The 20,650-nt window shown below is 65.8% G+C and carries 22 protein-coding genes and 1 riboswitch; of the genes, 9 read left to right on the top strand and 13 right to left on the bottom strand.

Annotated features, from left to right (window positions below; all coding sequences use genetic code 11):
- Nucleotides 1-3: 3 nt before the first annotated feature.
- On the bottom strand, nucleotides 4-837 hold the full coding sequence (locus AC2EBU_RS16215) for a ChaN family lipoprotein (protein WP_484611484.1): 834 nt from the start codon (nucleotides 835-837) through the stop codon (nucleotides 4-6).
- Between the two features lie 96 nt (nucleotides 838-933).
- Between AC2EBU_RS16215 and AC2EBU_RS16210 the strand changes: the two genes are divergently transcribed.
- Nucleotides 934-2,031 carry an AbrB family transcriptional regulator gene (locus AC2EBU_RS16210; RefSeq protein ID WP_484611483.1) on the top strand — a complete coding sequence of 366 codons (1,098 nt, stop codon included), beginning with the start codon at nucleotides 934-936 and terminating at the stop codon, nucleotides 2,029-2,031.
- Nucleotides 2,032-2,130: 99 nt separating this feature from the next.
- Here AC2EBU_RS16210 and AC2EBU_RS16205 read toward each other — a convergent pair whose 3' ends face one another.
- From AC2EBU_RS16205 to AC2EBU_RS16195, 3 genes are all read right to left on the bottom strand, one after another.
- A complete protein-coding gene (locus AC2EBU_RS16205) occupies nucleotides 2,131-2,412 on the bottom strand; it encodes a BTH_I0359 family protein (protein WP_484611511.1) in 282 nt (93 codons plus the stop codon).
- A gap of 153 nt (nucleotides 2,413-2,565) precedes the next feature.
- Entirely contained in the window at nucleotides 2,566-3,684 is a 1,119-nt protein-coding gene (locus AC2EBU_RS16200; protein WP_484611482.1) for a DUF3108 domain-containing protein, read from the bottom strand.
- Complete coding sequence (locus AC2EBU_RS16195) at nucleotides 3,681-4,523, bottom strand: IclR family transcriptional regulator (protein ID WP_484611510.1); 843 nt, start codon at nucleotides 4,521-4,523, stop codon at nucleotides 3,681-3,683. The genes AC2EBU_RS16200 and AC2EBU_RS16195 overlap by 4 nt, the downstream gene beginning before the upstream one ends.
- A gap of 130 nt (nucleotides 4,524-4,653) precedes the next feature.
- Between AC2EBU_RS16195 and AC2EBU_RS16190 the strand changes: the two genes are divergently transcribed.
- Nucleotides 4,654-5,661, top strand: coding sequence for a fumarylacetoacetate hydrolase family protein (locus tag AC2EBU_RS16190; RefSeq protein ID WP_484611481.1), 1,008 nt, complete (start codon nucleotides 4,654-4,656; stop codon nucleotides 5,659-5,661).
- Between the two features lie 125 nt (nucleotides 5,662-5,786).
- Here AC2EBU_RS16190 and AC2EBU_RS16185 read toward each other — a convergent pair whose 3' ends face one another.
- The 3 genes from AC2EBU_RS16185 to AC2EBU_RS16175 form a co-directional block, all read right to left on the bottom strand.
- Complete coding sequence (locus AC2EBU_RS16185) at nucleotides 5,787-6,422, bottom strand: hypothetical protein (RefSeq protein WP_484611480.1); 636 nt, start codon at nucleotides 6,420-6,422, stop codon at nucleotides 5,787-5,789.
- Nucleotides 6,423-6,491: 69 nt separating this feature from the next.
- On the bottom strand, nucleotides 6,492-8,183 hold the full coding sequence (locus tag AC2EBU_RS16180; RefSeq protein WP_484611479.1) for a hypothetical protein: 1,692 nt from the start codon (nucleotides 8,181-8,183) through the stop codon (nucleotides 6,492-6,494).
- Nucleotides 8,184-8,485: 302 nt separating this feature from the next.
- On the bottom strand, nucleotides 8,486-9,838 hold the full coding sequence (locus AC2EBU_RS16175) for an AmpG family muropeptide MFS transporter (RefSeq protein WP_484611478.1): 1,353 nt from the start codon (nucleotides 9,836-9,838) through the stop codon (nucleotides 8,486-8,488).
- A gap of 20 nt (nucleotides 9,839-9,858) precedes the next feature.
- Between AC2EBU_RS16175 and AC2EBU_RS16170 the strand changes: the two genes are divergently transcribed.
- The 5 genes from AC2EBU_RS16170 (at nucleotide 9,859) to AC2EBU_RS16150 (ending at nucleotide 14,182) form a co-directional block, all read left to right on the top strand.
- Nucleotides 9,859-10,773, top strand: a complete 915-nt coding sequence (locus tag AC2EBU_RS16170) for a M48 family metallopeptidase (RefSeq protein ID WP_484611477.1) — start codon at nucleotides 9,859-9,861, stop codon at nucleotides 10,771-10,773.
- Nucleotides 10,774-10,835: 62 nt separating this feature from the next.
- A complete protein-coding gene (locus AC2EBU_RS16165; protein ID WP_484611476.1) occupies nucleotides 10,836-11,516 on the top strand; it encodes a transglutaminase-like domain-containing protein in 681 nt (226 codons plus the stop codon).
- A gap of 145 nt (nucleotides 11,517-11,661) precedes the next feature.
- Nucleotides 11,662-13,323, top strand: coding sequence for an FAD-dependent oxidoreductase (locus AC2EBU_RS16160; protein ID WP_484611475.1), 1,662 nt, complete (start codon nucleotides 11,662-11,664; stop codon nucleotides 13,321-13,323).
- A 20-nt stretch (nucleotides 13,324-13,343) separates the two neighbouring features.
- Nucleotides 13,344-13,601, top strand: a complete 258-nt coding sequence (locus tag AC2EBU_RS16155) for a DUF2783 domain-containing protein (RefSeq protein WP_484611474.1) — start codon at nucleotides 13,344-13,346, stop codon at nucleotides 13,599-13,601.
- 29 nt (nucleotides 13,602-13,630) lie between these two features.
- Nucleotides 13,631-14,182 (top strand): VOC family protein, encoded by a 552-nt coding sequence (locus AC2EBU_RS16150; protein WP_484611473.1) that lies wholly within the window; start codon nucleotides 13,631-13,633, stop codon nucleotides 14,180-14,182.
- Nucleotides 14,183-14,331: 149 nt separating this feature from the next.
- Here the strand turns inward: AC2EBU_RS16150 and metW are convergent, their stop codons facing one another.
- Nucleotides 14,332-14,919, bottom strand: coding sequence for a methionine biosynthesis protein MetW (gene metW / locus AC2EBU_RS16145; protein WP_484611472.1), 588 nt, complete (start codon nucleotides 14,917-14,919; stop codon nucleotides 14,332-14,334).
- Complete coding sequence (gene metX, locus AC2EBU_RS16140; RefSeq protein WP_484611471.1) at nucleotides 14,916-16,061, bottom strand: homoserine O-succinyltransferase MetX; 1,146 nt, start codon at nucleotides 16,059-16,061, stop codon at nucleotides 14,916-14,918. Before metX ends, metW begins: the two co-directional genes overlap by 4 nt.
- A 168-nt stretch (nucleotides 16,062-16,229) precedes the next feature.
- Here metX and AC2EBU_RS16135 point away from each other — a divergent pair, with 168 nt between their 5' ends.
- A complete protein-coding gene (locus tag AC2EBU_RS16135) occupies nucleotides 16,230-17,045 on the top strand; it encodes a formate/nitrite transporter family protein (RefSeq protein WP_484611470.1) in 816 nt (271 codons plus the stop codon).
- Between the two features lie 10 nt (nucleotides 17,046-17,055).
- On the opposite strand, the gene AC2EBU_RS16130 is transcribed toward AC2EBU_RS16135, so the two are convergent.
- Nucleotides 17,056-17,622 (bottom strand): TMEM165/GDT1 family protein, encoded by a 567-nt coding sequence (locus AC2EBU_RS16130; protein WP_484611469.1) that lies wholly within the window; start codon nucleotides 17,620-17,622, stop codon nucleotides 17,056-17,058.
- Nucleotides 17,623-17,640: 18 nt separating this feature from the next.
- Nucleotides 17,641-17,819, bottom strand: a riboswitch (yybP-ykoY riboswitch).
- 302 nt (nucleotides 17,820-18,121) lie between these two features.
- Here AC2EBU_RS16130 and AC2EBU_RS16125 point away from each other — a divergent pair.
- Entirely contained in the window at nucleotides 18,122-18,586 is a 465-nt protein-coding gene (locus tag AC2EBU_RS16125; RefSeq protein ID WP_484611468.1) for an RNA recognition motif domain-containing protein, read from the top strand.
- 82 nt (nucleotides 18,587-18,668) lie between these two features.
- Here the strand turns inward: AC2EBU_RS16125 and AC2EBU_RS16120 are convergent, their stop codons facing one another.
- The 3 genes from AC2EBU_RS16120 to AC2EBU_RS16110 are packed head-to-tail and all read right to left on the bottom strand — an operon-like array spanning nucleotide 18,669 to nucleotide 20,644.
- On the bottom strand, nucleotides 18,669-19,442 hold the full coding sequence (locus AC2EBU_RS16120) for an SDR family oxidoreductase (protein WP_484611467.1): 774 nt from the start codon (nucleotides 19,440-19,442) through the stop codon (nucleotides 18,669-18,671).
- Nucleotides 19,443-19,466: 24 nt separating this feature from the next.
- A complete protein-coding gene (gene lptC / locus AC2EBU_RS16115) occupies nucleotides 19,467-20,075 on the bottom strand; it encodes an LPS export ABC transporter periplasmic protein LptC (RefSeq protein WP_484611466.1) in 609 nt (202 codons plus the stop codon).
- Nucleotides 20,072-20,644, bottom strand: coding sequence for a KdsC family phosphatase (locus AC2EBU_RS16110; protein ID WP_484611465.1), 573 nt, complete (start codon nucleotides 20,642-20,644; stop codon nucleotides 20,072-20,074). The genes lptC and AC2EBU_RS16110 overlap by 4 nt, the downstream gene beginning before the upstream one ends.
- Between the last annotated feature and the right edge of the window lie 6 nt (nucleotides 20,645-20,650).

Below are 20,650 nucleotides of genomic sequence, written 5' to 3'. Positions count from 1 at the left end.
CGTTCAGCGTGGCGATGCCGCGCTGCTGCCCCATTGCCGGCGCAGCGCCGCGCAGTGGTCGACGGCGGGCACCGCAGCCGTGGCCCAGACCTTGTCGACGGCGGGCGCTGCCATGCCCGCCGGCCGCAGGGCCACGCTGCGCGCCGCGATGGCGGCGCCCAGATGGGTGGGCACCCCCATGGTCCGGTCCACATGCTGGTTGCCGGCAATCAACAGCACCGTGCGGCCCGGTTGCCGCGCGCTGAGCACGGTGGCGGCCATTGCCGCGTCACGCGCGATCTGGACTCGGGTCATCGGCACGATGCGAGCTTCGGGCAGCAGCCCACAATGTCCTTCGCGAATGGATTTTTGCTGTTTTTGCCACATACCCGGCGTTAAATGGTCATCCAGCGCTATGTTCAGCATAGCGTTCCGGTTGCCCTCCTGCGGCAGGTTGGCGCCCAGAACCGGGACACCTGCGCGGACCGCGGTCATGACCACGGGGCCGTAGCGCGACCAGGGCCAGGCCCGCGCGTCCCAGCGCAGCGCGGCTTGCACCACGGGGTCGTCCGCGTCGGGCGCCAGGCCGGCGGTGGACGTGCCGGCCGGGGCCATTTCCAGGGCCAGCGCGGCAAGGCGGCCTTGCGCGGCCAGCGCCGCGACGGCGGCGTGTTGCCAGCGCGGATGGTCGGGTGCGTCGTGTTGTTCGCCCAGCAGCAGCGCGTCGGCGGGCAGCACACCCGCCAGCAAGTCGGCGACCGTCGGGTCCGGGCGCCCGGACCCGCTCGTGCGGCCACCGGCACAGGCGGCCAGCAGGCTTGCCAGCAAGGTGGCGGCGACAGCGGTTTGACAGCGCATGGCCGCATACTAGAGCGATTCCCGGCACGGCGGGGGTCGCAGGTCTTTGCGACCGTCCCGCGCTGCGTTGCCGTTTCTGCCCGATTGGACTCGTCTGTGTCATTGGTGCTTCGTGCGGGCCTGACCCTGCTGGCAGCCTTGGGGGCTGCGCTGTTGTGTGGGTGGTTGAACACCCCGATCCCGTGGATGATCGGCCCCTTGCTGGCGACGGCGGCGCTCACCGTGGCCGGCGCGCCGACCGCCAGTCTCGGCCCTTTGCGAGACGCCGGACAATGGGTCATCGGCGCCGCCCTGGGGCTGTACTTCACCCCGCAGATGACTGCCCTGGTGGCCGGCCTGTGGTGGGCCATCGCCCTGGCGGTGTTATGGTCCCTGCTGATCGGCTTTGGTTTCAGCGCCTGCTTGTATCGCCGGTTCGCGTCGCAGATGCCCGAAATTGCGCCGCCAACGATGCGAGCGACGACTTACTTCGCGGGCGCCATCGGCGGCGCGTCGGAGATGACCTTGCTGGCCGAGCGCGTGGGCGCACGCACCGACCTGGTCGCGGCGGCGCACAGCCTGCGCTTGCTGATCGTCGTGGTGGTGATTCCGTTTGCGATGGTGTGGGCCAAGGGCTGGTGGGGGCTGCAAGCCATCGAGCTGGCGCCGTCCGGGCCACGTCCGGTGGTGGGGACCGGTCTGCTGGCGCTGGCGGCGGCGACCGGCGCGGGCGGGTGGCTGCTGCGGCGGGCCGGTCGGGCCAACCCCTGGTTCATGGGCGCCTTGCTGGTTGCCATGGGACTGACCATGGCGGGAGTGGAGTGGTCGGCGATGCCCACCGCTTTGTCCAACGCGGCGCAGCTGGTGATCGGCGTCAGCCTGGGCGTGCGCTTTTCCCCGGCATTTCTGCGCACCGCACCGCGCTGGCTGGCCGCTGTGGCGGCCGGGACGCTGGTGCTGATGGGTCTGTGCGCGGGGTTCGGGGTGACGCTGGCCTGGGCCACGGGACTGCACCCGGCAACGCTGATTCTGGGCACCTCACCCGGCGGCATCACCGAAATGGCCATCACCGCCAAAGTGTTGCAGCTGGGGGTTCCGGTGGTCACGGCGTTGCAGGTCTGCCGCCTGGTGGCGGTGTTGCTGCTGGTGCAGCCATGCTACCGGCTGCTGGACCGACGGGGTTTTTGGTCCGAAAACTCCCGAAATAATAGCTAACAATGACCTTTTTACGCTGGGTATTGTCGGAAAAGACCTGAAAACATGAAAAACGCCCCACCAGGGGGCGTTTTGTCGGGTGGCCCGGCGTCGTTGCGCTCAGTGCACCACCACCGGGTTCTGGGCCAGGCCGGAATAGCTCTCCAGCGTGTCTTCCACTTCTTCCTGGGTGGGGCTGCTTTGTTGCCAGGCATTGATCTGCTGCTGGAACAGCTCGGCCCAGGATCCATCCAGATACACCTCTTTGCCGGAACGTTTGTCCACAATTTCGAAGCCGTGCCGCACGAGCATGGGGCCCGGGTTTGCCACACCGGTTTCGGTATGGGTATCGGCCAGCAGGTGCGTCACGGAAAAGGACTCGGAGTCGTACAGCACATTCATGGGGTTCCTCTCTCGCAGCGTGATGGGTGTGCAACCCATTTTGCAACGATCGTGCCCGTTTCAAGCCCCGCGTGCGCGAATGTGCCCAAATTGCCACAGCGCCACGCCGGATATTGCCGCTTCGGGGCTGCGCCGGTCGCCCGCCGGTCCGGCTCAGAACCCCGGCGCCAGCACCGTGCGGGTGCGCAGTTGCTGATCGACAAAGTCTCCGTTGGCCTGGGTCAGTCGCACCCGCACCGGCAGGTAGTTCATGGCCGGCGCCAGCCAGAGCTCCAGGCGGATGTCATACGGGCGCCGGGGCTCGCGCACCAGCGCCAGTGCGGTCACCGGCCCGGCCGGCAGGTCCAGGGTTTCGGGCTCGCCCACCCGCAAGACCCACAGGTCGGCGTCACGGGCGCTGGCGGTTTGAACGGTGATGGTGCTGCCCGGCGCGAAGCGGTCCGGATTGGCCGCAGCCAGCGCGCCGACCTGCAGGAACAGGCTCAGGCGGTCCTGCGCGCCGGGGCTGAGGGCGGCCTCCGGCGTGTTGGCGCTGAAGCGAATGCGCCCGGACGCCGCATCGAAATGCGCCGCCTGCTCCTGCCGGGAGCGATCGCCAAAGCGCAGCGGCGACAGCCCGTGGTCGTCCAGACGGCCCTCGCTGGTCTGCACCCGGCTGCCCATGAACAGGGCGCCGACTTCCAGCCGGGCGCGGTATTGCGCGCCGTCGTGTTGCCACAGCAGTTCAGAGCGGGCCGTGTAGGGGAGGCGACGGATTTCGCCGGACACTTCGTAGACCAGCCGCTGGGGGGCGGCAACCCGCGCGGGCCAGCGGTCCCCGGCGGTCGCAGAGGGTGGGGGCGGGGCCGGCGGCGCGGACTCGGTCACCGGTAGCGCCGCCGGCGGCGGCAGCATCGGGCCTGCGACAAAACTGCGGGTCTCCACCGCGGCGCTGTCGGTGCCGGAGGCCACCGAGGACTCGACCTGTGGCTCGATGGGCGTGTCGTTGGCGCCGACCGGGTCCGCCGGGGTCGCGCTCGGGGTCGCGGGCATGGCCGGCGGCCTCGCCGGGGACGCCTTGGCACGGCCGGGGGTCGGGGGCGGGTCCGGGCGCGTCGCGGGCGGCTGCGGCTGCGGGACCAGTGTCCGGGTCTGCAGGGGCACGGGGGCGACGCGGCTGTCGCCGGCCTGGTAACGCGGCGGCTCGCCTTGCAGAACCAGCAGGTGCGCGGCGAGTACCACCAGGGTCAGCAGGACCAGCGTCCCGCGGGGCGCCATCGCAGCAGGCGTCATCGATCCGGATGACCCAGATCCTGTGACAAGCGGTGCGCGGCAGCCCGCAGCGGGCGTGCCACCGCACCGTCCCAGCCCGGATCGAACGTGGCACCCGATCCCAGAGTCAGAATCCCCATGGCCAGATGGCCGCTGGCGTCGAACACCGGCGCGCACAGCCCGCTGATGCCGGGCAACAGCACGTTGACCACCCGACCCAGTCCCTGCGCACGGGTCTCGGCCAGCATCTCCCGGACGCCGGCGGGGCTGTCGGGTACGTCACGCCGGCCGAGCCGGCGGGCCAGCGCCATCTCGGCTTCGATCATCGGCGCCAGCCGCTCGGCGGCACTGCCATGGTTCAGGAAAGCGGCAAAACAGCGCCCGGTGGCCGAGGTCAGCAGAGGCATCACGTCACCCAGGCGCAGATTGACCGGTTCGGTTTTGGGCGTTTCTTCCCAGTGCACGATGGTCGGGCCGTGGTTGCCCCAGACCGCCAGCGCCACCGTATGACCGACCGCTTCCATCAGTTCGGGCATGCGCTCGCGCGCCAGGCGCACCGCATCGACGCGCCACAGCGCCGCCAGGCCCAGGCGCAACGCGCCGGGTCCGAGGTCGTAGCGGGTGGTGCGGCTGTCCTGCACCACCAGGCCCAGTCGCTGGAAGCTGACCAGATACCGGTGGGCTTTTGCCGCGCTCATGCCCGCGCGGGCGGCCAGGTCACGCAGCATGAGCGCGCCGTCAGCCTGCCCGAGCACGTCCAGCAGGCCGAAGCCGACTTCCACCGATTGAATACCGGCCCGCTCCCGGTCGCCGCCCTCGTCACCGGAGGTTTCGGGTCCGCTTGCACTGTCCTGGCTGATTTCCACTAGAATCTCGCACGAAGTTTCGTTTAGGTAAATCAGTTTACCAATACGTAATTGATCCGTCACCGGGTGTGTTGTGCCGGTGGTGGCCGATTCCCCGCCCCAACCCATCCGGAGACCAGCGACCATGAAACTTGCCACCTACAAGGACGGCTCCCGCGACGGCCAGCTCGTTGTGGTGTCCCGCGACCTGAGTACCGCGCATTATGCGACCGGCATCGCCATGCGCATGCAGCAGGTGCTGGACGACTGGAGTTTTCTCTCGCCCCAGCTGCAGGACCTGTACCAGACCCTCAACAGCGGCAAGGCGCGTCATGCGTTCCCCTTCGACCCGACGATGTGCATGGCGCCCCTGCCACGGGCCTACCAGTGGGCCGACGGCTCGGCCTACCTGAACCATGTGGAGCTGGTACGCAAGGCGCGCAACTCCGAAGTGCCGGCCAGCTTCTACACCGACCCGCTGATGTACCAGGGCGGCAGCGACGACTTCATCGGTCCGCGCGACGATGTGGTCGTGCCCAGTGAAGAATTCGGTATCGACTTCGAGGCCGAAATCGCGGTGGTCACGGCCGACGTGCCCATGGGCAGCAGCCCCGAGCAGGCGCTGGACGGCATCCGCCTGGTGATGCTGGTCAACGACGTCAGCCTGCGCAACCTGATCCCGGCCGAGCTGGCCAAGGGCTTTGGTTTCTTCCAGAGCAAGCCGGCCACCGCGTTCAGCCCGGTGGCCGTGACGCTGGACGAGCTGGGCGACGCCTGGGACCACGGCCGGGTCAACCTGACGCTGCAGTCGACCTGGAACGGACGCACGGTGGGTCTGTGTGACGCCGGCCCGGAAATGACCTTCCATTTCGGCCAGCTGATCGCCCATATCTGCAAGACCCGCAACGTGCGCGCCGGCTCCATCGTCGGCAGCGGCACCGTGAGCAACCAGAGCGTCGAGGTCGACGGCCGCCCGCAGTGGCCCAAGGGCTACAGCTGCATCGCTGAAAAGCGCTGTATAGAAACCATCCTCGACGGTCAACCCAGCACGCCGTTCATGAAGTTCGGCGACACCATCCGGATCGAAATGAAGGGCAAGGATGGCCAAAGCCTGTTCGGCGCCATCGACCAGAAGATCGCGCGGCCGGCCTGAACTTTCCCAAAATTAAGCGTAGAACGACAGTTTTGCGCGGGGTTTGGGCCGCAAAGAGGCTGAAAAGAGCGCGAACCACCCCGCCCGCTAACCCGGTCGGCCGTCCGGGGGGGCTGCTGTCTCGCTCAGGGCGCTGACGAGACCGACTTCAGCTCCGACACCGAATGGGTCCATAACTGGCTGCCCCGCCAGTCCTTATAGATCGTCTTGACTGTGCGAGCCGCTTCTGGGGCGTACCACTGGGTGGTTTCATACCGCATGCTGCCTGTCCAGCTTACACCGTTGATCCAGCCCTTGCATTCCACCCGCATGGCATCAAACTCACCGGCCGGAACGGGGACCTTTTCCACACCGAAAACTTGGCAGTCCGCTGTATTGCGTGTGCGATCCCCACTGGCGCCCGTGGTATCGGATTCGGCCTTCCAGCGGTCGCCGACGGTCAACGGAAATCGCAGCATTCCTGCGGACGGACTGAAAGTGCGGCCGGAGGAACCGCTCTTGACCATGTCCAGGTCACGGGTGAGCACCTGCTCGGCATCGATGCCCGGCCGGTCGGAGCGTCGCACCGTCGACACGATACGCTGTTCATCGACACTACGCACCAACACGGTGCTGTCGAAAACCTGCCTATCGCTGAGCAATTGCATGGCATAGGTCGCACTGTCGCCGACCTTGACGCTCGGGCGTTGGGCTGTTTGCGCAAGTGCTGGCAGCGCGGCGGCTGCGAGTACGGCGAAAAACACGGTATGGGGGCGAAACATGACTGACCTCCTTCAAGATTGTTCGAGCTTCCGAGGGGAGGCCGCGAAGCGCGGCCTCCCGCGGGCAACTTATAGCCCCAATTGTCTGCGCATCGCCTCCCAGGCGGTCGCGTTCAGGCGCGCCTGTTCGCTGGTTGCGAAGCTCAGGTTGGTCTTGAGCTCGCGCGCGGTGAAGACCTGATCACCTGCCGCCAGTGACGGGGTGTTGCGCACTTCCACCAGCAAACGGGTGTGGTTCATGACCGTCGGGTTGTGGCCGGCAAAACGCATCTGCCGCACGCCGTTCACCGTGCTGACGGTATAGGTGCCCGTCTGTGTGGCAGCGCAATTCGATGCCAAGGTCTGCGCTGCGTTGAGGTCACACTCGTAGAACTGCACCGACCCGCTGGTCGCCGGGTTGGTGTGGGTGCCCGTGAACGCGACCCGCAGATTGCGCAGGTCTCCGGTGCTGATGCCCAGGCTCATGCTGCCCGCGCTGTTGGCCAGGTTGACCCCGCTGGCGGGACGGGCGGCTATCACCCCTTCCAGGGTGGTGGCAGTCGCGGTGGGGAAGCCGTCGGTGAAGCGGTTGTTGATGAATACCGGCTGGTTGAGGTTCACGCTCCAGCGATAGTTGATGCGGCTGCCGGCCGGGAACGTGGCGAAAGCCAGGGTCTGCAGCAGCTTGGTGGTCGCCAGGCCGTTGTTGATCACGTTGCGTGTGGTGTCGGCCTGCAATTCGGAGACCACGTCGGCCATGCGGCGCCCGCCGATGTCCACCCCGACCGTGCGACCGACGGTCAGCGAGTTGCCGCAGAAGCTGGAGCGGCTGGGCGAGCCGGCTGCCGACGTGAATGGCATGTCCGCGTCACACACCACCCACCCACCGGCGTTCAGATACGCCTGGTTGTAAAGCTGGGTGTTGGGCACCCCGCCGTCCTTGCCGGCGCGCACATCCTTGAGTGTGACCGTCAGCGCACCGGCGGCGCGGGGGGCACCTTCCAGGTATCGGTAGGAGAAATTGTCCAGGTCGGTAAAGCGCAGGCTGGTCAAATCGTTGGGCTGGGCGGCGGTCGCGACCGAAGGATCGGAGACCGACAGCGTGCTGCCGTCCTCCAGGGCTTTGGCGACGACGTTCGCCATCGTGCGGGCGTTGTCGCGGACCAGGTTGTCGTCGGTTGCCGGATCGTCCTGGTAGTTGTCGATTTTGGCCGCCGCGATGCCGAGCTGGTTGGCGACATTGGCGCGGGCGGCGGACTCGGCCATCCCCGCCGCCATGCCGACAGCCACCAGGGTGGTCAGCGGATTGATCTGGCCGGCCTTGCCCTTGACCTGGCGCAAGACGTAGGTCTTCGCACCTTCGGCGGCGGCCCCGTTATCGGAGGTATCGATCACGGATTGGCCCATGACGGAAATCAGCGACGTGGCTCCGACATCGGCAGCGCTGATTCTGGTCGTGTCAACGGTCACGGAATAGGCGCCATTGCTGCCGGTCGCCGCAGAAGCCGGCTCATTGCCGTCGCAGGCGCCGTTGTTGTTGATGTCCAGGCACACCACCGCATTGCGCAACAGCCCGTCGATGGCCACAGTGCCGCTGAGGACCAACGGTGCCGGCGCCGGGGCGGGTGCAGGCGCCGGGGCGGGAGCCGGAGCTGGGGCGGGAGCCGGCGCGGGGGCCGGAGCTGGCGCAGTAACAGGCGGATCATCCCCGCCGCCACACGCGCCCAGCGCGCTCAGCAGGATCAGGCTCGACAGAAGTTTCAGACGCGGATTGGGAAACATGAAGAATCTCCAGAGCAGGCGCGAGGCGCCAGGTAAAGTTTCCACGGAGTGGCAATGTGCCTACACCAGGGGCCGGAAAGTGATCCTCTCTCACGCGATCAAATCGGACATCCCCCGGACAGGTGGGATCACGCATGCCGCAGATTCGGCCAGGCCGGCTTTTGCGCAAAGGGCGATGGTCCACGGGCGGCCGCCGACCCGCGGACCGCAAGCGCAAAAGCGGCACAGCCGAAGTCGCCGCCGCTAGCTATCAAAGAATTAGCAAAAGAAGACCTGATTACGCTGGCTACAGACCGAAAACATCAAGAGTTTCGGCTTGGTGTGGCCGCCTTGGCCGCCAGCGCCACCAGCAGCAACACCGGCAAGCCGAGCAGGGCCGTGGCGGTGAAAAAATGGGCGTAGCCGAAGGCGTTGACATAGTCGCCCGAGAAACCGGCGATGAATTTCGGCAGGAGCAGCATCATCGAGCTGAACAGCGCGTACTGCGTGGCCGAATAGCTCACATTGGTCAGGCTCGACAGATAGGCGATGAAGGCCGCCGAAGCGATGCCGCTGGCCAGGTTGTCCGCCGAAACCACGGCAATCAGGGCCAGCAGATCGTGGCCGTGCCCGGCGAGCCAGGCGAACAGCAAATTGGTCAGGGCGCTCAGCAGCGCCCCCAGCATCAGGATGCGCATCACCCCCAGGCGCAGTGACAGCACACCGCCAATGAAGGCGCCCGCGAGGGTCATGATCACGCCATAGACCTTGGTGACGCCGGCCACCTCGTCTTTGGTGTAACCCATGTCGACGTAGAACGGATTGGCCATGATGCCCATGACCACGTCGCTGATGCGGTAGACGGCAATCAAGGCCAGAATCAGCGCCGCCTGCCAGCGATAGCGGCGGAAAAAGTCGGCAAACGGCTCCACCAGCGCGCCTTGCAGCCATTCGGCGACGTTTCGCGCGGGGGGGAGCGGCGCGGGCGCGGGCTCCCGAGACAGCAGCACGGTGACCACCCCCACCGCCATCGACGCGGCCATCACCAGATAGGCGGTCGTCCAGGCCGCCTGCTGGTAGCCCGTGGCCCCGGCGCCTTCTGCCCGCGCGGCAATCCACAAGACACCTGCGCCGGCCCAGATCATCGCCAGGCGGTAGCCGCCCTGGTAGGTTGCAGCCAGGGCGGCCTGGCGCTCGGTATCGGCCGACTCGATACGGTAGGCATCCAATGCAATGTCCTGTGTGGCGGAGCCGAACGCGACCGCCAGTGCGCACCAGACGATGGGGCCCAGGGACTGGCGCGGATCGGCCAGCGCCATGCCGACCAGGCCGAGGACGATCATCAGCTGGGCCAGCAGCAGCCAGCTGCGCCGCCGTCCCAGTGCCCGGGTGAGCAGCGGTATCGGCAACCGGTCGACCAGCGGAGCCCAGACCCATTTGAAGCCGTAAGCCAGCCCCACCCAGCTGAGATAGCCGATGGTCGAGCGGTCGATGCCGGCTTCGCGCAAGCGGAAACTCAGGGTGCCCAGCACCAGCAGCAGGGGCAGGCCGGCGGCAAAACCGAGGGTCAGCATCCGCAGACTGGCCGGCTCCAGGTAGACGCGCAGCGCCTCACGCCAGGAGCGGGGGGAAGGCGACGCTGGCGAAGTCGGTGTGGAAGGCGTGGAATCGGACATCGGGCTATTATTGACCCATCATGTGCTGGCTTTGCGATGTCAAGAACGCTGCGGCTGCGGCTTCAGGCCCTGACGCCGGGATTCAAAGCCCGTCGGTTTCCGCGCATTCGCCCTGGGCGCCCCGGCGTGCGTTCCTCCAGCTTGCCGGCGCCGCGGCGGCGGGTGCGGTGCTGGTGCCCCAAGCCGCCCAGGCCCAGGTCAGTGTGGGTGAGGCCTCGGGCTTGCGCAAGCTGGTTCCCGCGGAAATGCTCGAAGGCTCGGCACGTCAGCAATATGCCCAGGTGATTGCCCAGGCCCGGGCCCAAGGGGCGCTGGCGCCAGACCACCATCCCCAACTGCAGCGGCTGCGGGCCATGGCGCGCCGCCTGATTCCGTTTGCCTTGCCCTGGAACGACAGGGCCCGCCAGTGGCAGTGGGAAGTGAACCTGATTGGCAGCAAAAAAATCAATGCCTGGTGCATGCCCGGGGGCAAGATTGCCTTCTACACCGGCATCCTCGATCAGCTCAAACTCACCGACGATGAAGCCGCGATGATCATGGGGCACGAAATGGCCCATGCGCTGCGAGAACATGCCCGCGAACGTCTGGCCAAGAGCCAGGCCACCGGCATCGGCTTGCGGCTGGGCGCGCAGCTGCTGGGTCTGGGGGACCTGGGCGGTGTGGCCGCCGATGTCGGAACGCAGTTGCTCACCCTCAAATTCAGCCGGGAGGACGAGACCGAGGCGGACCTGGTCGGGCTAGAAATGGCGGCCCGGGGCGCCTACGCACCGCAAGCCAGTGTGAGCCTGTGGCAAAAAATGGCTGCCGCCAGTGGCGGCGAGGGCGGGCCGTCCTTCCTTTCTACCCACCCGTCCGGGCCCGACCGCATCCGCAAACTCCAGGACAACGTGCCTCGTGTGTTGCCGTTGTACGAGCAGGCCCGCGGCCGGGGCTGATTGCCGACCGCGGCGCTGCAGAGGCGACATCACGCGCAGTGGCCCCGTGCTACCGTTGAGCCATGAACCCCACCGCCGCCTGCCTGGCCCCCACGCCGTTCATCGATGCCGACCATCCGGAGGTGGTCGCGTTTGCCCGAGCCCATGCCACCGGGGCGAACGACCGCGAGCGGGCGGTGGCGCTCTACCTCGCGGTGCGCGACGGCTTTCGATATGACCCTTACCGGATCGAGCTCACGCTCGACGGCCTGCGCGCCAGCACGGTGCTCGCCCAGGGCTACGGCTGGTGTGTGCCCAAGGCCACGCTGCTGGCGGCGGTCTGCCGGGCGGCCGGCATTCCCGCGCGGCTGGGCTATGCCGACGTTCGCAACCACCTCTCGACCGAGCGCATGCGCGAGGCCATGAAGACCGACCTGTTTGCCTGGCATGGCTACACCGACCTCTGGATCGACGGCGCCTGGCGCAAGGCCACGCCGGCCTTCAACCTGTCGCTGTGCGAGAAATTCGGCCTGCTGCCGCTGGACTTCGACGGTGTGGACGATTCGATCTACCACCCCTTCGACCGCGCCGGCAACCGCCACATGGAATATGTGCGCCAGCGCGGCGCCTTCGACGACCTGCCGCTGGCGTCGATCCTGGAAACCTTCCGCGAGCTGTATCCTTGGATGAGCGCCGCCAGCGGCTCCGACCCGCTGGCCCGCAGCGATTTCCTGGCCGACGTGCAGCGCGAAACCGGGGTTTGAGCCCGATCAACGGGCCCTGAAGATCAGGGTTTACCCGGTATTTTGTGGTTTTTGTTAATTACGATTAGGTGAATTCGTTTACCTATAGTAAATTTCAGGCTCCGTTGGCGCAGCCTGCGCCGTCACCTGTTTCCGGAGACCTGCCATGGGTGCCTACGTCAGCCCGACCTATCCCTACCGATCCCCCGACGATCTTCGTTCCAGCCCGCCGCAGCGCCGTGCGCTGATCGTGGTGGGTGCCGGCCCCGTGGGCCTGGCCGCCGCCATCGACGCCCGGCAACAGGGCCTGGACGTGCTGCTGTTCGACGACGACAAGACCGTCTCCGTCGGCTCGCGCGCGGTCTGCTATGCCAAACGCGCCCTGGAGGTGCTGGACCGGCTGGGCGTGGGCGAGGCGCCCTGCGCCAAAGGCGTGAGCTGGAACGTGGGCCGCACCTTTGTCGAAGAAGACGAGGTCTACCAGTTCAACCTGGTGCCGGAGGCTGGCCACAAGCGCCCCGGCATGATCAACCTGCAGCAGTACTACCTGGAAGAGATGATGATCGCCCGCGCGCTGGCGCTCGGCGCCGATGTGCGCTGGCAGCACAAGGTGATCTCGGTGCAGCCGCAGGACGGCTTCACCCGGCTGACGGTGGAGACACCGGACGGCAGCTTCGACATCGAAGCCGACTGGCTGATCGTGGCCGATGGTGCCCGCAGCCCCATCCGCCGCCAGCTCGGGCTGGACATCGAAGGCCGCATCTTCATGGACCGCTTCCTGATCGCCGACGTGATCATGAAAGCCGACTACCCGGCCGAGCGCTGGTTCTGGTTTGACCCGCCGTTCCACCCGGGCCAGAGCGTGCTGCTGCACAAACAGAGCGACAACGTCTGGCGCATCGATTTCCAGCTCGGCTGGGATGCCGACCCGGAAGAGGAGAAGAAGCCGGAAAAGATCATCCCGCGCGTCAAGGCCATGCTGGGCGACGAGCGCGAGTTCGAGCTGGAATGGGCCAGCATCTACACCTTCCAGTGCCGCCGCATGAAGGATTTCCGCCATGGCCGCATCCTGTTTGTCGGCGACGCGGCGCACCAGGTCTCGCCCTTTGGCGCGCGCGGCGCCAACTCGGGCTTTCAGGACACCGACGACCTGCTGTGGAAGCTGGCGCTGGTGATGAAGGGCCAGGCACCCGAGCGGCTGCTGGACACCTACAGCGCCGACCGCACCTACGCCGCCGACGAAAATCTGATGAACTCCACCCGCTCGACGGACTTCATCACCCCCAAGAGCCGCACCAGCCGCACCTTCCGCAACGCGGTGCTCGATCTGGCCCGGCACCACCCGTTTGCGCGCAAGCTGGTCAATTCCGGCCGGCTGTCGGTGCCGTCGTTCCTGACCCACTCCGCGCTGAACACACCGGACACCGACTTCTTCGCCGGCGACATGGTGCCCGGCGCGCCCATGGACGACGCCCCGGTGCAGGTGGACGGCCGGGACAGCTGGCTGCTGGACCAGCTGGGCAACCGCTTCCAGTGCCTGCTGTTCGTCGACGCGGCCACGGGCGTCAGCGACACCCAGCGGGCCGCGCTGGCGGCCCTCGCGACCGGCCCGATTCCGGTTCAGGCGCTGCTTGTCAGCCCCGCGGCGGTGGCAGGCCGTGACCTGCCGGTGCTGGTCGACACCCAGGGCCTGGTGGCGCGCCGCTACGACGCGCGCCCCGGCACCACCTACCTGGTGCGCCCGGACCAGCATGTCGCCGCCCGCTGGCGCGCGTTTGATGCCGCCGCCGTGCGCGCCGCCGTGGCCCGCGCCACCTGCAACGCCTGAACCCCACAGGAGACCCGTCCATGACCACCTCCCAGACCACCCCGGCCGGCGCCGGAACGCTGATCCTGACGCCCAACTTCCGCGAAGCCGGCAAACGCTACTTCCGTGATTTCTCGCCCGGTGACGACTTCTACGAGGCGCTGATCGACATGCACCGCGACCTCAGCGACGAGCAGAGCGAGCGGGTCAACGCCCGCCTGATCCTGTTGCTCGCCAACCACATCGGCGACATCACCGTGCTGCGCGAGGCGATGCGCCTGGCGCGCGACGCCCGCTGAGCCCCCACCCCGTTCCCCAGGAGACCCCCATGAAAATCGACCGCATTCACCACGTCGCCTACCGCTGCAAAGACGCCAAGGAAACCGTGGAGTGGTACGTCAAGCACCTGAACATGGACTTCGTGCTCGCCATTGCCGAAGACCAGGTGCCGTCCACCCACGCGCCCGACCCCTACATGCACCTGTTCCTGGACGCCGGCCAGGGCAATGTGCTGGCGTTCTTCGAGCTGCCCAACTCCCCTGCCATGGGCCGCGACACCAACACCCCCGACTGGGTGCAGCACATCGCCTTCAAGGTGGACAGCGTCGCCACGCTGGAAGCCACCAAGGCGAGGCTGGAAGCCGCGGGCATTCCGGTGGTGGGCGTGACCGACCATGCCATCTTCAAGAGCATCTACTTCTTCGACCCCAACGGCCACCGCCTGGAGCTGGCCGCCGACGTCGGCACGCCCGAGATGTACCGCCAGCTCGACGAAGTCAAGTGGGACATGCTGGAAGAGTGGAGCCAGACCAAGCGCGCCCCGAAACACGCCGCCTGGATGCACGAAAAGGAATTTGCGCCCAACACGGCGGGTGAGTAAGGCCCCCGGCGCCGCGACAGCGGCGTTTTTGGTCAAAAAAGCCTGATACCCAGCGTCAAATGGTCATTGTTTGCTACCTATTCAGTAGCATCCAACCGCCAACCGCCAACCGCCAACCGCCAACCGCCAACCGCCAACCCCAAGCCCGGTCAACCGGCGCGTTGCATCTTGAACACGGCGGTGCCGGCGCGCGCATTGGGCAGCCAGCGCACCTCGGCCCCGTCCTGCAGGCCAAAGGCGTCCAGCACCCGCAGGCCGGTCTTGCGGGCGAGCACGGCAAAGTCGGCGAAGGTGCCGACGCGGATGTTCGGCGTGTCGTACCACTCGTAGGGCAGGCGGCGCGTCACCGGCATGCGCCCGCGCAGGATGCTCAGCCGGTTGGGCCAGTGCGCGAAGTTGGGGAACGCCACGATGCCGATATGCCCCACCCGCGCGGTTTCCCGCAGCATGGTCTCGGCGTTGCGCAGGTGCTGCAGTGTGTCGATCTGCAGCACCACGTCGAAGCTCTGGTCGCCGAACATCGACAGCCCTTCGTCCAGGTTCAGCTGGATCACGTTCACCCCCCGGCGCACACAGGCGGCCACGTTGGCGTCGTCGATTTCGATGCCATAGCCGCTGCAGCCGCGTTTACGCTGGAGCAGGGCCAGCAGTTCGCCGTCGCCGCAGCCCAGGTCCAGCACCCGCGCGCCCTCGGGCACCAGTCGGGCCACCGACTGCATGATCTGCACATCACTCATGCCGTCGCTCCGGTCGGAATGTTGGCGAAATACGCGCGCACCGCTTCCAGGTAGCGCGGGTCGTCCAGCAGGAAGGCGTCGTGCCCGTGCGGCGCGTCGATTTCGGCGTAGCTGACCTCACGCCGGTTGGCCACCAGGGCCTTGACGATTTCGCGGCTGCGCGCCGGCGAAAACCGCCAGTCGGTGGTGAAGCTGACCAGCAGGAACTTGCACGCGGCCCGCGCCAGCGCGGCCGTGAGGTCGCCCCCATGGGCGCGCGCCGGGTCGAAATAATCCAGCGCGCGGGTGATCAGCAGGTAGGTGTTGGCGTCGAAATACTCGGCGAACTTGTCGCCCTGGTAGCGCAGGTAGCTCTCGATCTGGAATTCGACCTCCTGGGTCGAGTACCGGTAACCGCTGGCGCTGTCCAGCACCGCTTCCCGCAGCTGCCGCCCGAACTTCTCGTTCATCACGTCGTCGCTCAGGTAGGTGATGTGGCCGATCATGCGCGCGATGCGCAGGCCCCGCTTGGGCACCACGCCGTGGGCGTAGAAATGGCCGCCGTGGAAGTCCGGGTCGGTGACGATGGCGCGGCGCGCCACTTCGTTGAAGGCAATGTTTTCCGCCGTCAGGTTGGGCGCGCTGGCCACCACCACCGCGTGGCGCACGCGCTCGGGGTGCTGCAGTGTCCAGGACAGCGCCTGCATGCCGCCCAGGCTGCCGCCCATCACGGCCGCCAATTGCGTGACGCCCAGCGCATCCAGCAGCCGCGCCTGCGCGTTGACCCAGTCTTCGACCGTCACCACCGGAAAGTCGGCGCCGTACACCCGGCCGGTGTCCGGGCTGACGTGCATCGGTCCGGTCGAACCAAAGCACGAGCCGAGGTTGTTGACACCGATGACAAAAAACCGGTTGGTGTCCACCGGCTTGCCGGGTCCGATCATGTTGTCCCACCAGCCCTCGGACCGGGGCTGGCCTTCGTAGACACCGGCAACATGGTGCGACGCGTTAAGCGCGTGGCAGATCAGCACGGCGTTGGAGCGATCGGCGTTCAGCGTGCCGTAGGTCTCGTAGGCCAGGGAGTAGCCGCGCACCGACGCACCGCTTTGCAGCGCCAGCGGCGCGTCGAACGTCATGGATTGGGCAGTGGCAATCAGCGTCATGGCAACAAAAAAACCCGGCGGCGCCAAAGAAGCGAGACCGGGTTTCGGAGTCCCTCTTTAGCTGTTTTCGGAACCCTGACGGTTCCGGCGCCCGCAATCCGGAGCAAATCGGCGCTGGGGCTAGTATACGGTTTGCACGCTGTTCGCAACCCCCGCAGGGAGAAAGCCATGTCAGAACTGTACGGATCCGACGCCTACGCGCCACGGGAAATCGCCGCCCGGGTCGAAGCGGTCGGGGTCACCAAGGCGCGCATGGCGACCTTGCCCTTGTTGATGCTCGGACTGCTGGCCGGTGCGTTCATCAGTCTGGGGGCGCTGTTCTTTGTGATTGTCCGATCCGACCCGACATTGGGATACGCGGCTGGGCAGCTGGCGGGGGGTGTTGCCTTTTCGCTGGGCCTGCTGCTGGTGGTAGTGGCGGGTGCGGAGCTCTTTACCGGCAACAACCTGCTGGCCATGGCCTGGGCTGACGGCAAGATCAGCAGCGCCGAGGTCCTGCGCAACTGGGTGCTGGTGTGTCTGGCCAATCTGGTCGGTGCGATGGGCATGGCCTTGCTGGTCTACGCCAGCGGACACACCGGCATGAACGGTGGCGCCATCGGCCGCACCGTGGTCCGGATCGCCCAGGCCAAGCAGGATCTGCCTGTGGCGGAGGCATTCTTCCGGGGCGTGCTGTGCAATGTCCTGGTCTGCATGGCGGTCTGGATGGTGCTGGCTGGCCGCAGTGTGGTGGACAAGGCGGTTGCCATCGTGTTTCCGATCAGCGCTTTTGTCGCCGCAGGCTTCGAGCACAGCATCGCCAACATGTACTTTTTCCCGCTGGCCATGTTGGTCCAAGCGGGTTCCGGTGCCGAAAGCACCGTCACCTGGGTCGGCATGGCCACAAATCTGGTACCGGTGATCGCCGGCAATTTGCTCGGAGGCAGCGTATTGGTCGGGCTGACCTATTACGTCATCTACCGTCGTGGCCAGCCTCAGCCCTGAGGCAACCGCCTCAGCCCCGACCCAGCAGCGCAGCCAGACCCAGAAGGGCGAACACGCCAGCCGACACCCGGTGCACCGTTTTGAGGGGGATTTTCTTGACCAGGTGCTCGCCCAGCCAGACGACCGGCGCGTTCGCCAGCAACATGCCCAAGGTCGTGCCGATGACCACCCAAGCCCAATCACTGTAGCGTGCAGCCAACACCACGGTAGCTATCTGGGTCTTGTCGCCCATTTCGGCCAGGAAGAAAACGACCGCGGTGGTGCCGAACACTCCCAGCCGGGACAGCCTTTCGGTTTCCCCCACGCCATCCAGCTGATCAGGGATCAGCATCCAGACAGCCATGGCTATGAACGAAACGCCCAAGACCCAGCGTAGCGTATCAGGCCCCACGGTGGTGGTGACCCACGCACCCAGCGCGCCCGCCATGGCATGGTTGGCAACGGTGGCAACCAGAATGCCCAGCACGATGGGCCAGGGTTTGCGAAATCGCGCGGCCAATACGAGCGACAGCAGCTGTGTTTTGTCGCCCATTTCAGCGAGTGCGACGATGCCGGTAGAGACGAGGAAGGCTTCCATGATGCGGGGGGCAGGCCGGATCAACCAGTGACCACACGGCATCTCCGGCCTGACCCGCTTTGGGACGTGGAGGCACGTGTGATCAAAGGTCTCGCCAAGTGGTAAACCGCGCACGCCATGCCCGCCGCAGCAGGACAAGTATGTTGACGCGCGCCCTCTCCAAGGCGGAAAGGAGGCTACTCCCCAATGACGACGGGGATTTTACCGCACTGCGTCATGCCGGGGACCCAAGTCGGAACGATGGGCTCGGAGGGCGTTTCTCAAGGCGAGAGGCCGGAACTGTGGCGTTTTCACCCGCTCGCCGGGGGATTAACGGGTCCGTGCGGATAGCCAAGCGGAAAAAGCTGACGCATAATGTATTTGGTTCAATCCGTGAGGGTTGAGCCGCGTTTCGCGGTGAACAGGTCAGTTTCGCGTCCTCTCCCAGTTTCCGTTCGGATGGTTGAATGCGTTTTCGGGACTCCATCGCTTTGTTTTTGGTTTATTAGGAGTCCCCTTCATGGGCAACAAACTGTACGTCGGCAACCTCCCATACTCGGTGCGTGACGGCGATCTTGAACAAGCATTCAGCCAGTTCGGCGCGGTATCCAGCGCTAAAGTCATGATGGAACGCGATACGGGTCGTTCCAAAGGTTTTGGCTTTGTCGAGATGGGCAGTGATGCCGAAGCACAGGCCGCCATCAGCGGCATGAATGGTCAGGCATTGGGTGGTCGTAACGTTGTCGTGAACGAAGCGCGCCCGATGGAAGCCCGCCCGCCCCGTAGCGGTGGTTTCGGTGGTGGCGGCGGTGGCGGTGGTGGTTTCGGTGGCGGTCGCCGTGAGGGCGGCGGTGGTGGTGGTTTCGGTGGTGGTCGCCGCGAAGGCGGCGGTGGCGATGGGGGCTTCCGCAGCCCTTACGGATCGGGCCCGCGTGGTGGCGGTGGTGGTCGTAGCGGTGGTGGCGGCTACGGTGGCGGCTATTGATCAGAGCCCCGTTTTCCCCTGAATTGAAAAGGCCCTTCGGGGCCTTTATTGCTTCTTTGCGGGTATTTTTTGCGGGTGAGCTTCAAGAACTTTGCCGGAGTTTGCGCGGGCGGGCCTGGAAAAGGCGATCAAACAACGCATTGGGCAATAGGCGAAGCAACTTGGCCACCCAGCCCATCTGCCACGGTATGACGCAGTAGCTCGTCTGCGCGTCGATCGCGGCGTACGCCTTGCGGGCGAATTCGTCAACCGGCATGAGAAAAGGCATGCGGTAAGGATTCTTGCGTGTCAGTGGCGTATCAATATATCCGGGGCAAATGGTCACAACGCGCACTCCTGTGCCTTGCAGCTCACCGCGAAGGCTCTCGCAATACGCGATCACGGCCGCTTTGCTCGCACAGTAGGCACCGTGGCCGGGCAGCCCCCGGATGCCCGCCACACTCCCGATCCCCACCAGAGTGCCCGAACCACGAGCAGCCATGGCTGCTACGAATGGGTGGAAAGTGGCCGCCAAGCCTGTATTGTTGGTCGCGAAAAGTCGCGCCATCACGTCAAGATCGCCGCGTTCTTTCGTATCCATTCCGATGCTGATGCCAGCATTGGCAATCACGACATCCGGCAGGCCTTGCTTGCGGAGGCATTCGGCACCCGCCTGAACAATGCTGTCAATTTCCGCCACATCGGCAAAATACGCTTGGTACCTGTCGGCGGCGAGCCCCTGGACTTCGGCCCAAGCGCGAACTTCTTCGGTCCTTCGGGCAACCAGTGCGAGGCGTGCGCCGCCCCGGTAGTACGCAAGAGCGAGGGCCTGACCAATTCCACTGGATGCGCCGGTAATGAAAACCAAACGGGTCATATCGCAATCCTTGCTCCAATTCGATCAGGGTTGGGCCCGCGGCGAAAACTGCGCCTTCACCGCACCATCCAGTACCAAGGTGCCAGCGTTGTCGTCAAGCACCATCCGGTTGGCAGTAAACCAATCTCTGCCACGTTCCACCCTCACCGATGCATCCGAGCGAATCCGATTCGGGTTGCGGGTGTAGTCAAGCTGCTCGCCGAAGAAAGTGGTTTTGGGAGCTCCAGAAGTCCCGAGCGTGCGGCGCTCCAGGCGAACAGCGCCGGACAAAGTTACCGAAGAACCATCTCGATTGGAAGTTGCGGTGTTGGCGCGGCCGACGGTGAGCCACCCTTCCTGTCCGTACCCCTTCAAGCGGACGTCGGTCAATACAAGTGTGTCAGTGTCGGGGTAGTGCATCGCTGCCTGGCCCGCGAGCTCACTCTTCAGCCGACCTTCCGGGTCGAAGCTGCGCAATTTCAGGTCGTTCACGGTGTAGTCTGGCTCGTGCCGTACGGCCCGGGATGGGTCGAGCGGCTTGGGTGCGGGAAGTCCGCGAACCAGCCACCAAGTCGCCAAGGCTGCCATGCCCATCAGCAAAATAGGCAGGTAGATTGACAGCCTGTCCCAGAAAAGCCGTGCGAGTCGGTTCATCCGGATGATGGGGAGTCTTGGACCGCGCGCAACAATCGGGCGTAGTTTCCACTTGCCACAAGCAGGAGGTCACAGAACTCACGGGCTGCGCCATGCCCTCCTTCAGAGCGGGTAACGTAGTCTGCAAGTTGCTTGACTTGGGCATGGGCTGCTGGAGTTGCGCATGCAAGCTTGCTCCGAGCCATCATGGGAATGTCGGGCCAGTCATCGCCGATGACGGCGGCCTCAGACCATGTGAGGCTGAACTGACGCAGAAACGATTCCGCGACCTCGAGTTTGCGCTCTGCTCCAAGCTGGAAATGGGCAATGCGCAAGTCGGTCAGGCGCATACGTAGCGCCGGGGATTCGCGACCTGAGATGACAACCGGGACAATTCCGGCCTTGTTCAAAAGCTTCAATCCCAGTCCGTCAAGTGCGTTGAAGCGCTTGAGGCACTCGCCGGAGGCGTCATAGTACAAACCGCCATCCGTCAGAACACCATCGACATCAAAAAATGCGATACGGATCGACTGTGCCTTCAGGTGTAGTTCCGGCGTGAACTCAACAACGGGTTTCAGTTCCGATGGCACAGTGAC

It is taken from the genome of Curvibacter sp. T50, assembly GCF_057219955.1.
This window is presented reverse-complemented; position numbering and strand designations above follow the sequence as displayed.

Coding starts and splice junctions, on each gene's coding strand:
- AC2EBU_RS16215 (WP_484611484.1), bottom strand. CDS start 837: ATGCGCTGTCAAACCGCTGTCGCCGCCACCTTGCTGGCAAGCCTGCTG.
- AC2EBU_RS16205 (WP_484611511.1), bottom strand. CDS start 2,412: ATGAATGTGCTGTACGACTCCGAGTCCTTTTCCGTGACGCACCTGCTG.
- AC2EBU_RS16200 (WP_484611482.1), bottom strand. CDS start 3,684: ATGACGCCTGCTGCGATGGCGCCCCGCGGGACGCTGGTCCTGCTGACC.
- AC2EBU_RS16190 (WP_484611481.1), top strand. CDS start 4,654: ATGAAACTTGCCACCTACAAGGACGGCTCCCGCGACGGCCAGCTCGTT.
- AC2EBU_RS16185 (WP_484611480.1), bottom strand. CDS start 6,422: ATGTTTCGCCCCCATACCGTGTTTTTCGCCGTACTCGCAGCCGCCGCG.
- AC2EBU_RS16180 (WP_484611479.1), bottom strand. CDS start 8,183: ATGTTTCCCAATCCGCGTCTGAAACTTCTGTCGAGCCTGATCCTGCTG.
- AC2EBU_RS16175 (WP_484611478.1), bottom strand. CDS start 9,838: ATGTCCGATTCCACGCCTTCCACACCGACTTCGCCAGCGTCGCCTTCC.
- AC2EBU_RS16170 (WP_484611477.1), top strand. CDS start 9,859: ATGTGCTGGCTTTGCGATGTCAAGAACGCTGCGGCTGCGGCTTCAGGC.
- AC2EBU_RS16165 (WP_484611476.1), top strand. CDS start 10,836: ATGAACCCCACCGCCGCCTGCCTGGCCCCCACGCCGTTCATCGATGCC.
- AC2EBU_RS16160 (WP_484611475.1), top strand. CDS start 11,662: ATGGGTGCCTACGTCAGCCCGACCTATCCCTACCGATCCCCCGACGAT.
- AC2EBU_RS16155 (WP_484611474.1), top strand. CDS start 13,344: ATGACCACCTCCCAGACCACCCCGGCCGGCGCCGGAACGCTGATCCTG.
- AC2EBU_RS16150 (WP_484611473.1), top strand. CDS start 13,631: ATGAAAATCGACCGCATTCACCACGTCGCCTACCGCTGCAAAGACGCC.
- metW (WP_484611472.1), bottom strand. CDS start 14,919: ATGAGTGATGTGCAGATCATGCAGTCGGTGGCCCGACTGGTGCCCGAG.
- metX (WP_484611471.1), bottom strand. CDS start 16,061: ATGACGCTGATTGCCACTGCCCAATCCATGACGTTCGACGCGCCGCTG.
- AC2EBU_RS16135 (WP_484611470.1), top strand. CDS start 16,230: ATGTCAGAACTGTACGGATCCGACGCCTACGCGCCACGGGAAATCGCC.
- AC2EBU_RS16130 (WP_484611469.1), bottom strand. CDS start 17,622: ATGGAAGCCTTCCTCGTCTCTACCGGCATCGTCGCACTCGCTGAAATG.
- AC2EBU_RS16125 (WP_484611468.1), top strand. CDS start 18,122: ATGGGCAACAAACTGTACGTCGGCAACCTCCCATACTCGGTGCGTGAC.
- AC2EBU_RS16120 (WP_484611467.1), bottom strand. CDS start 19,442: ATGACCCGTTTGGTTTTCATTACCGGCGCATCCAGTGGAATTGGTCAG.
- lptC (WP_484611466.1), bottom strand. CDS start 20,075: ATGAACCGACTCGCACGGCTTTTCTGGGACAGGCTGTCAATCTACCTG.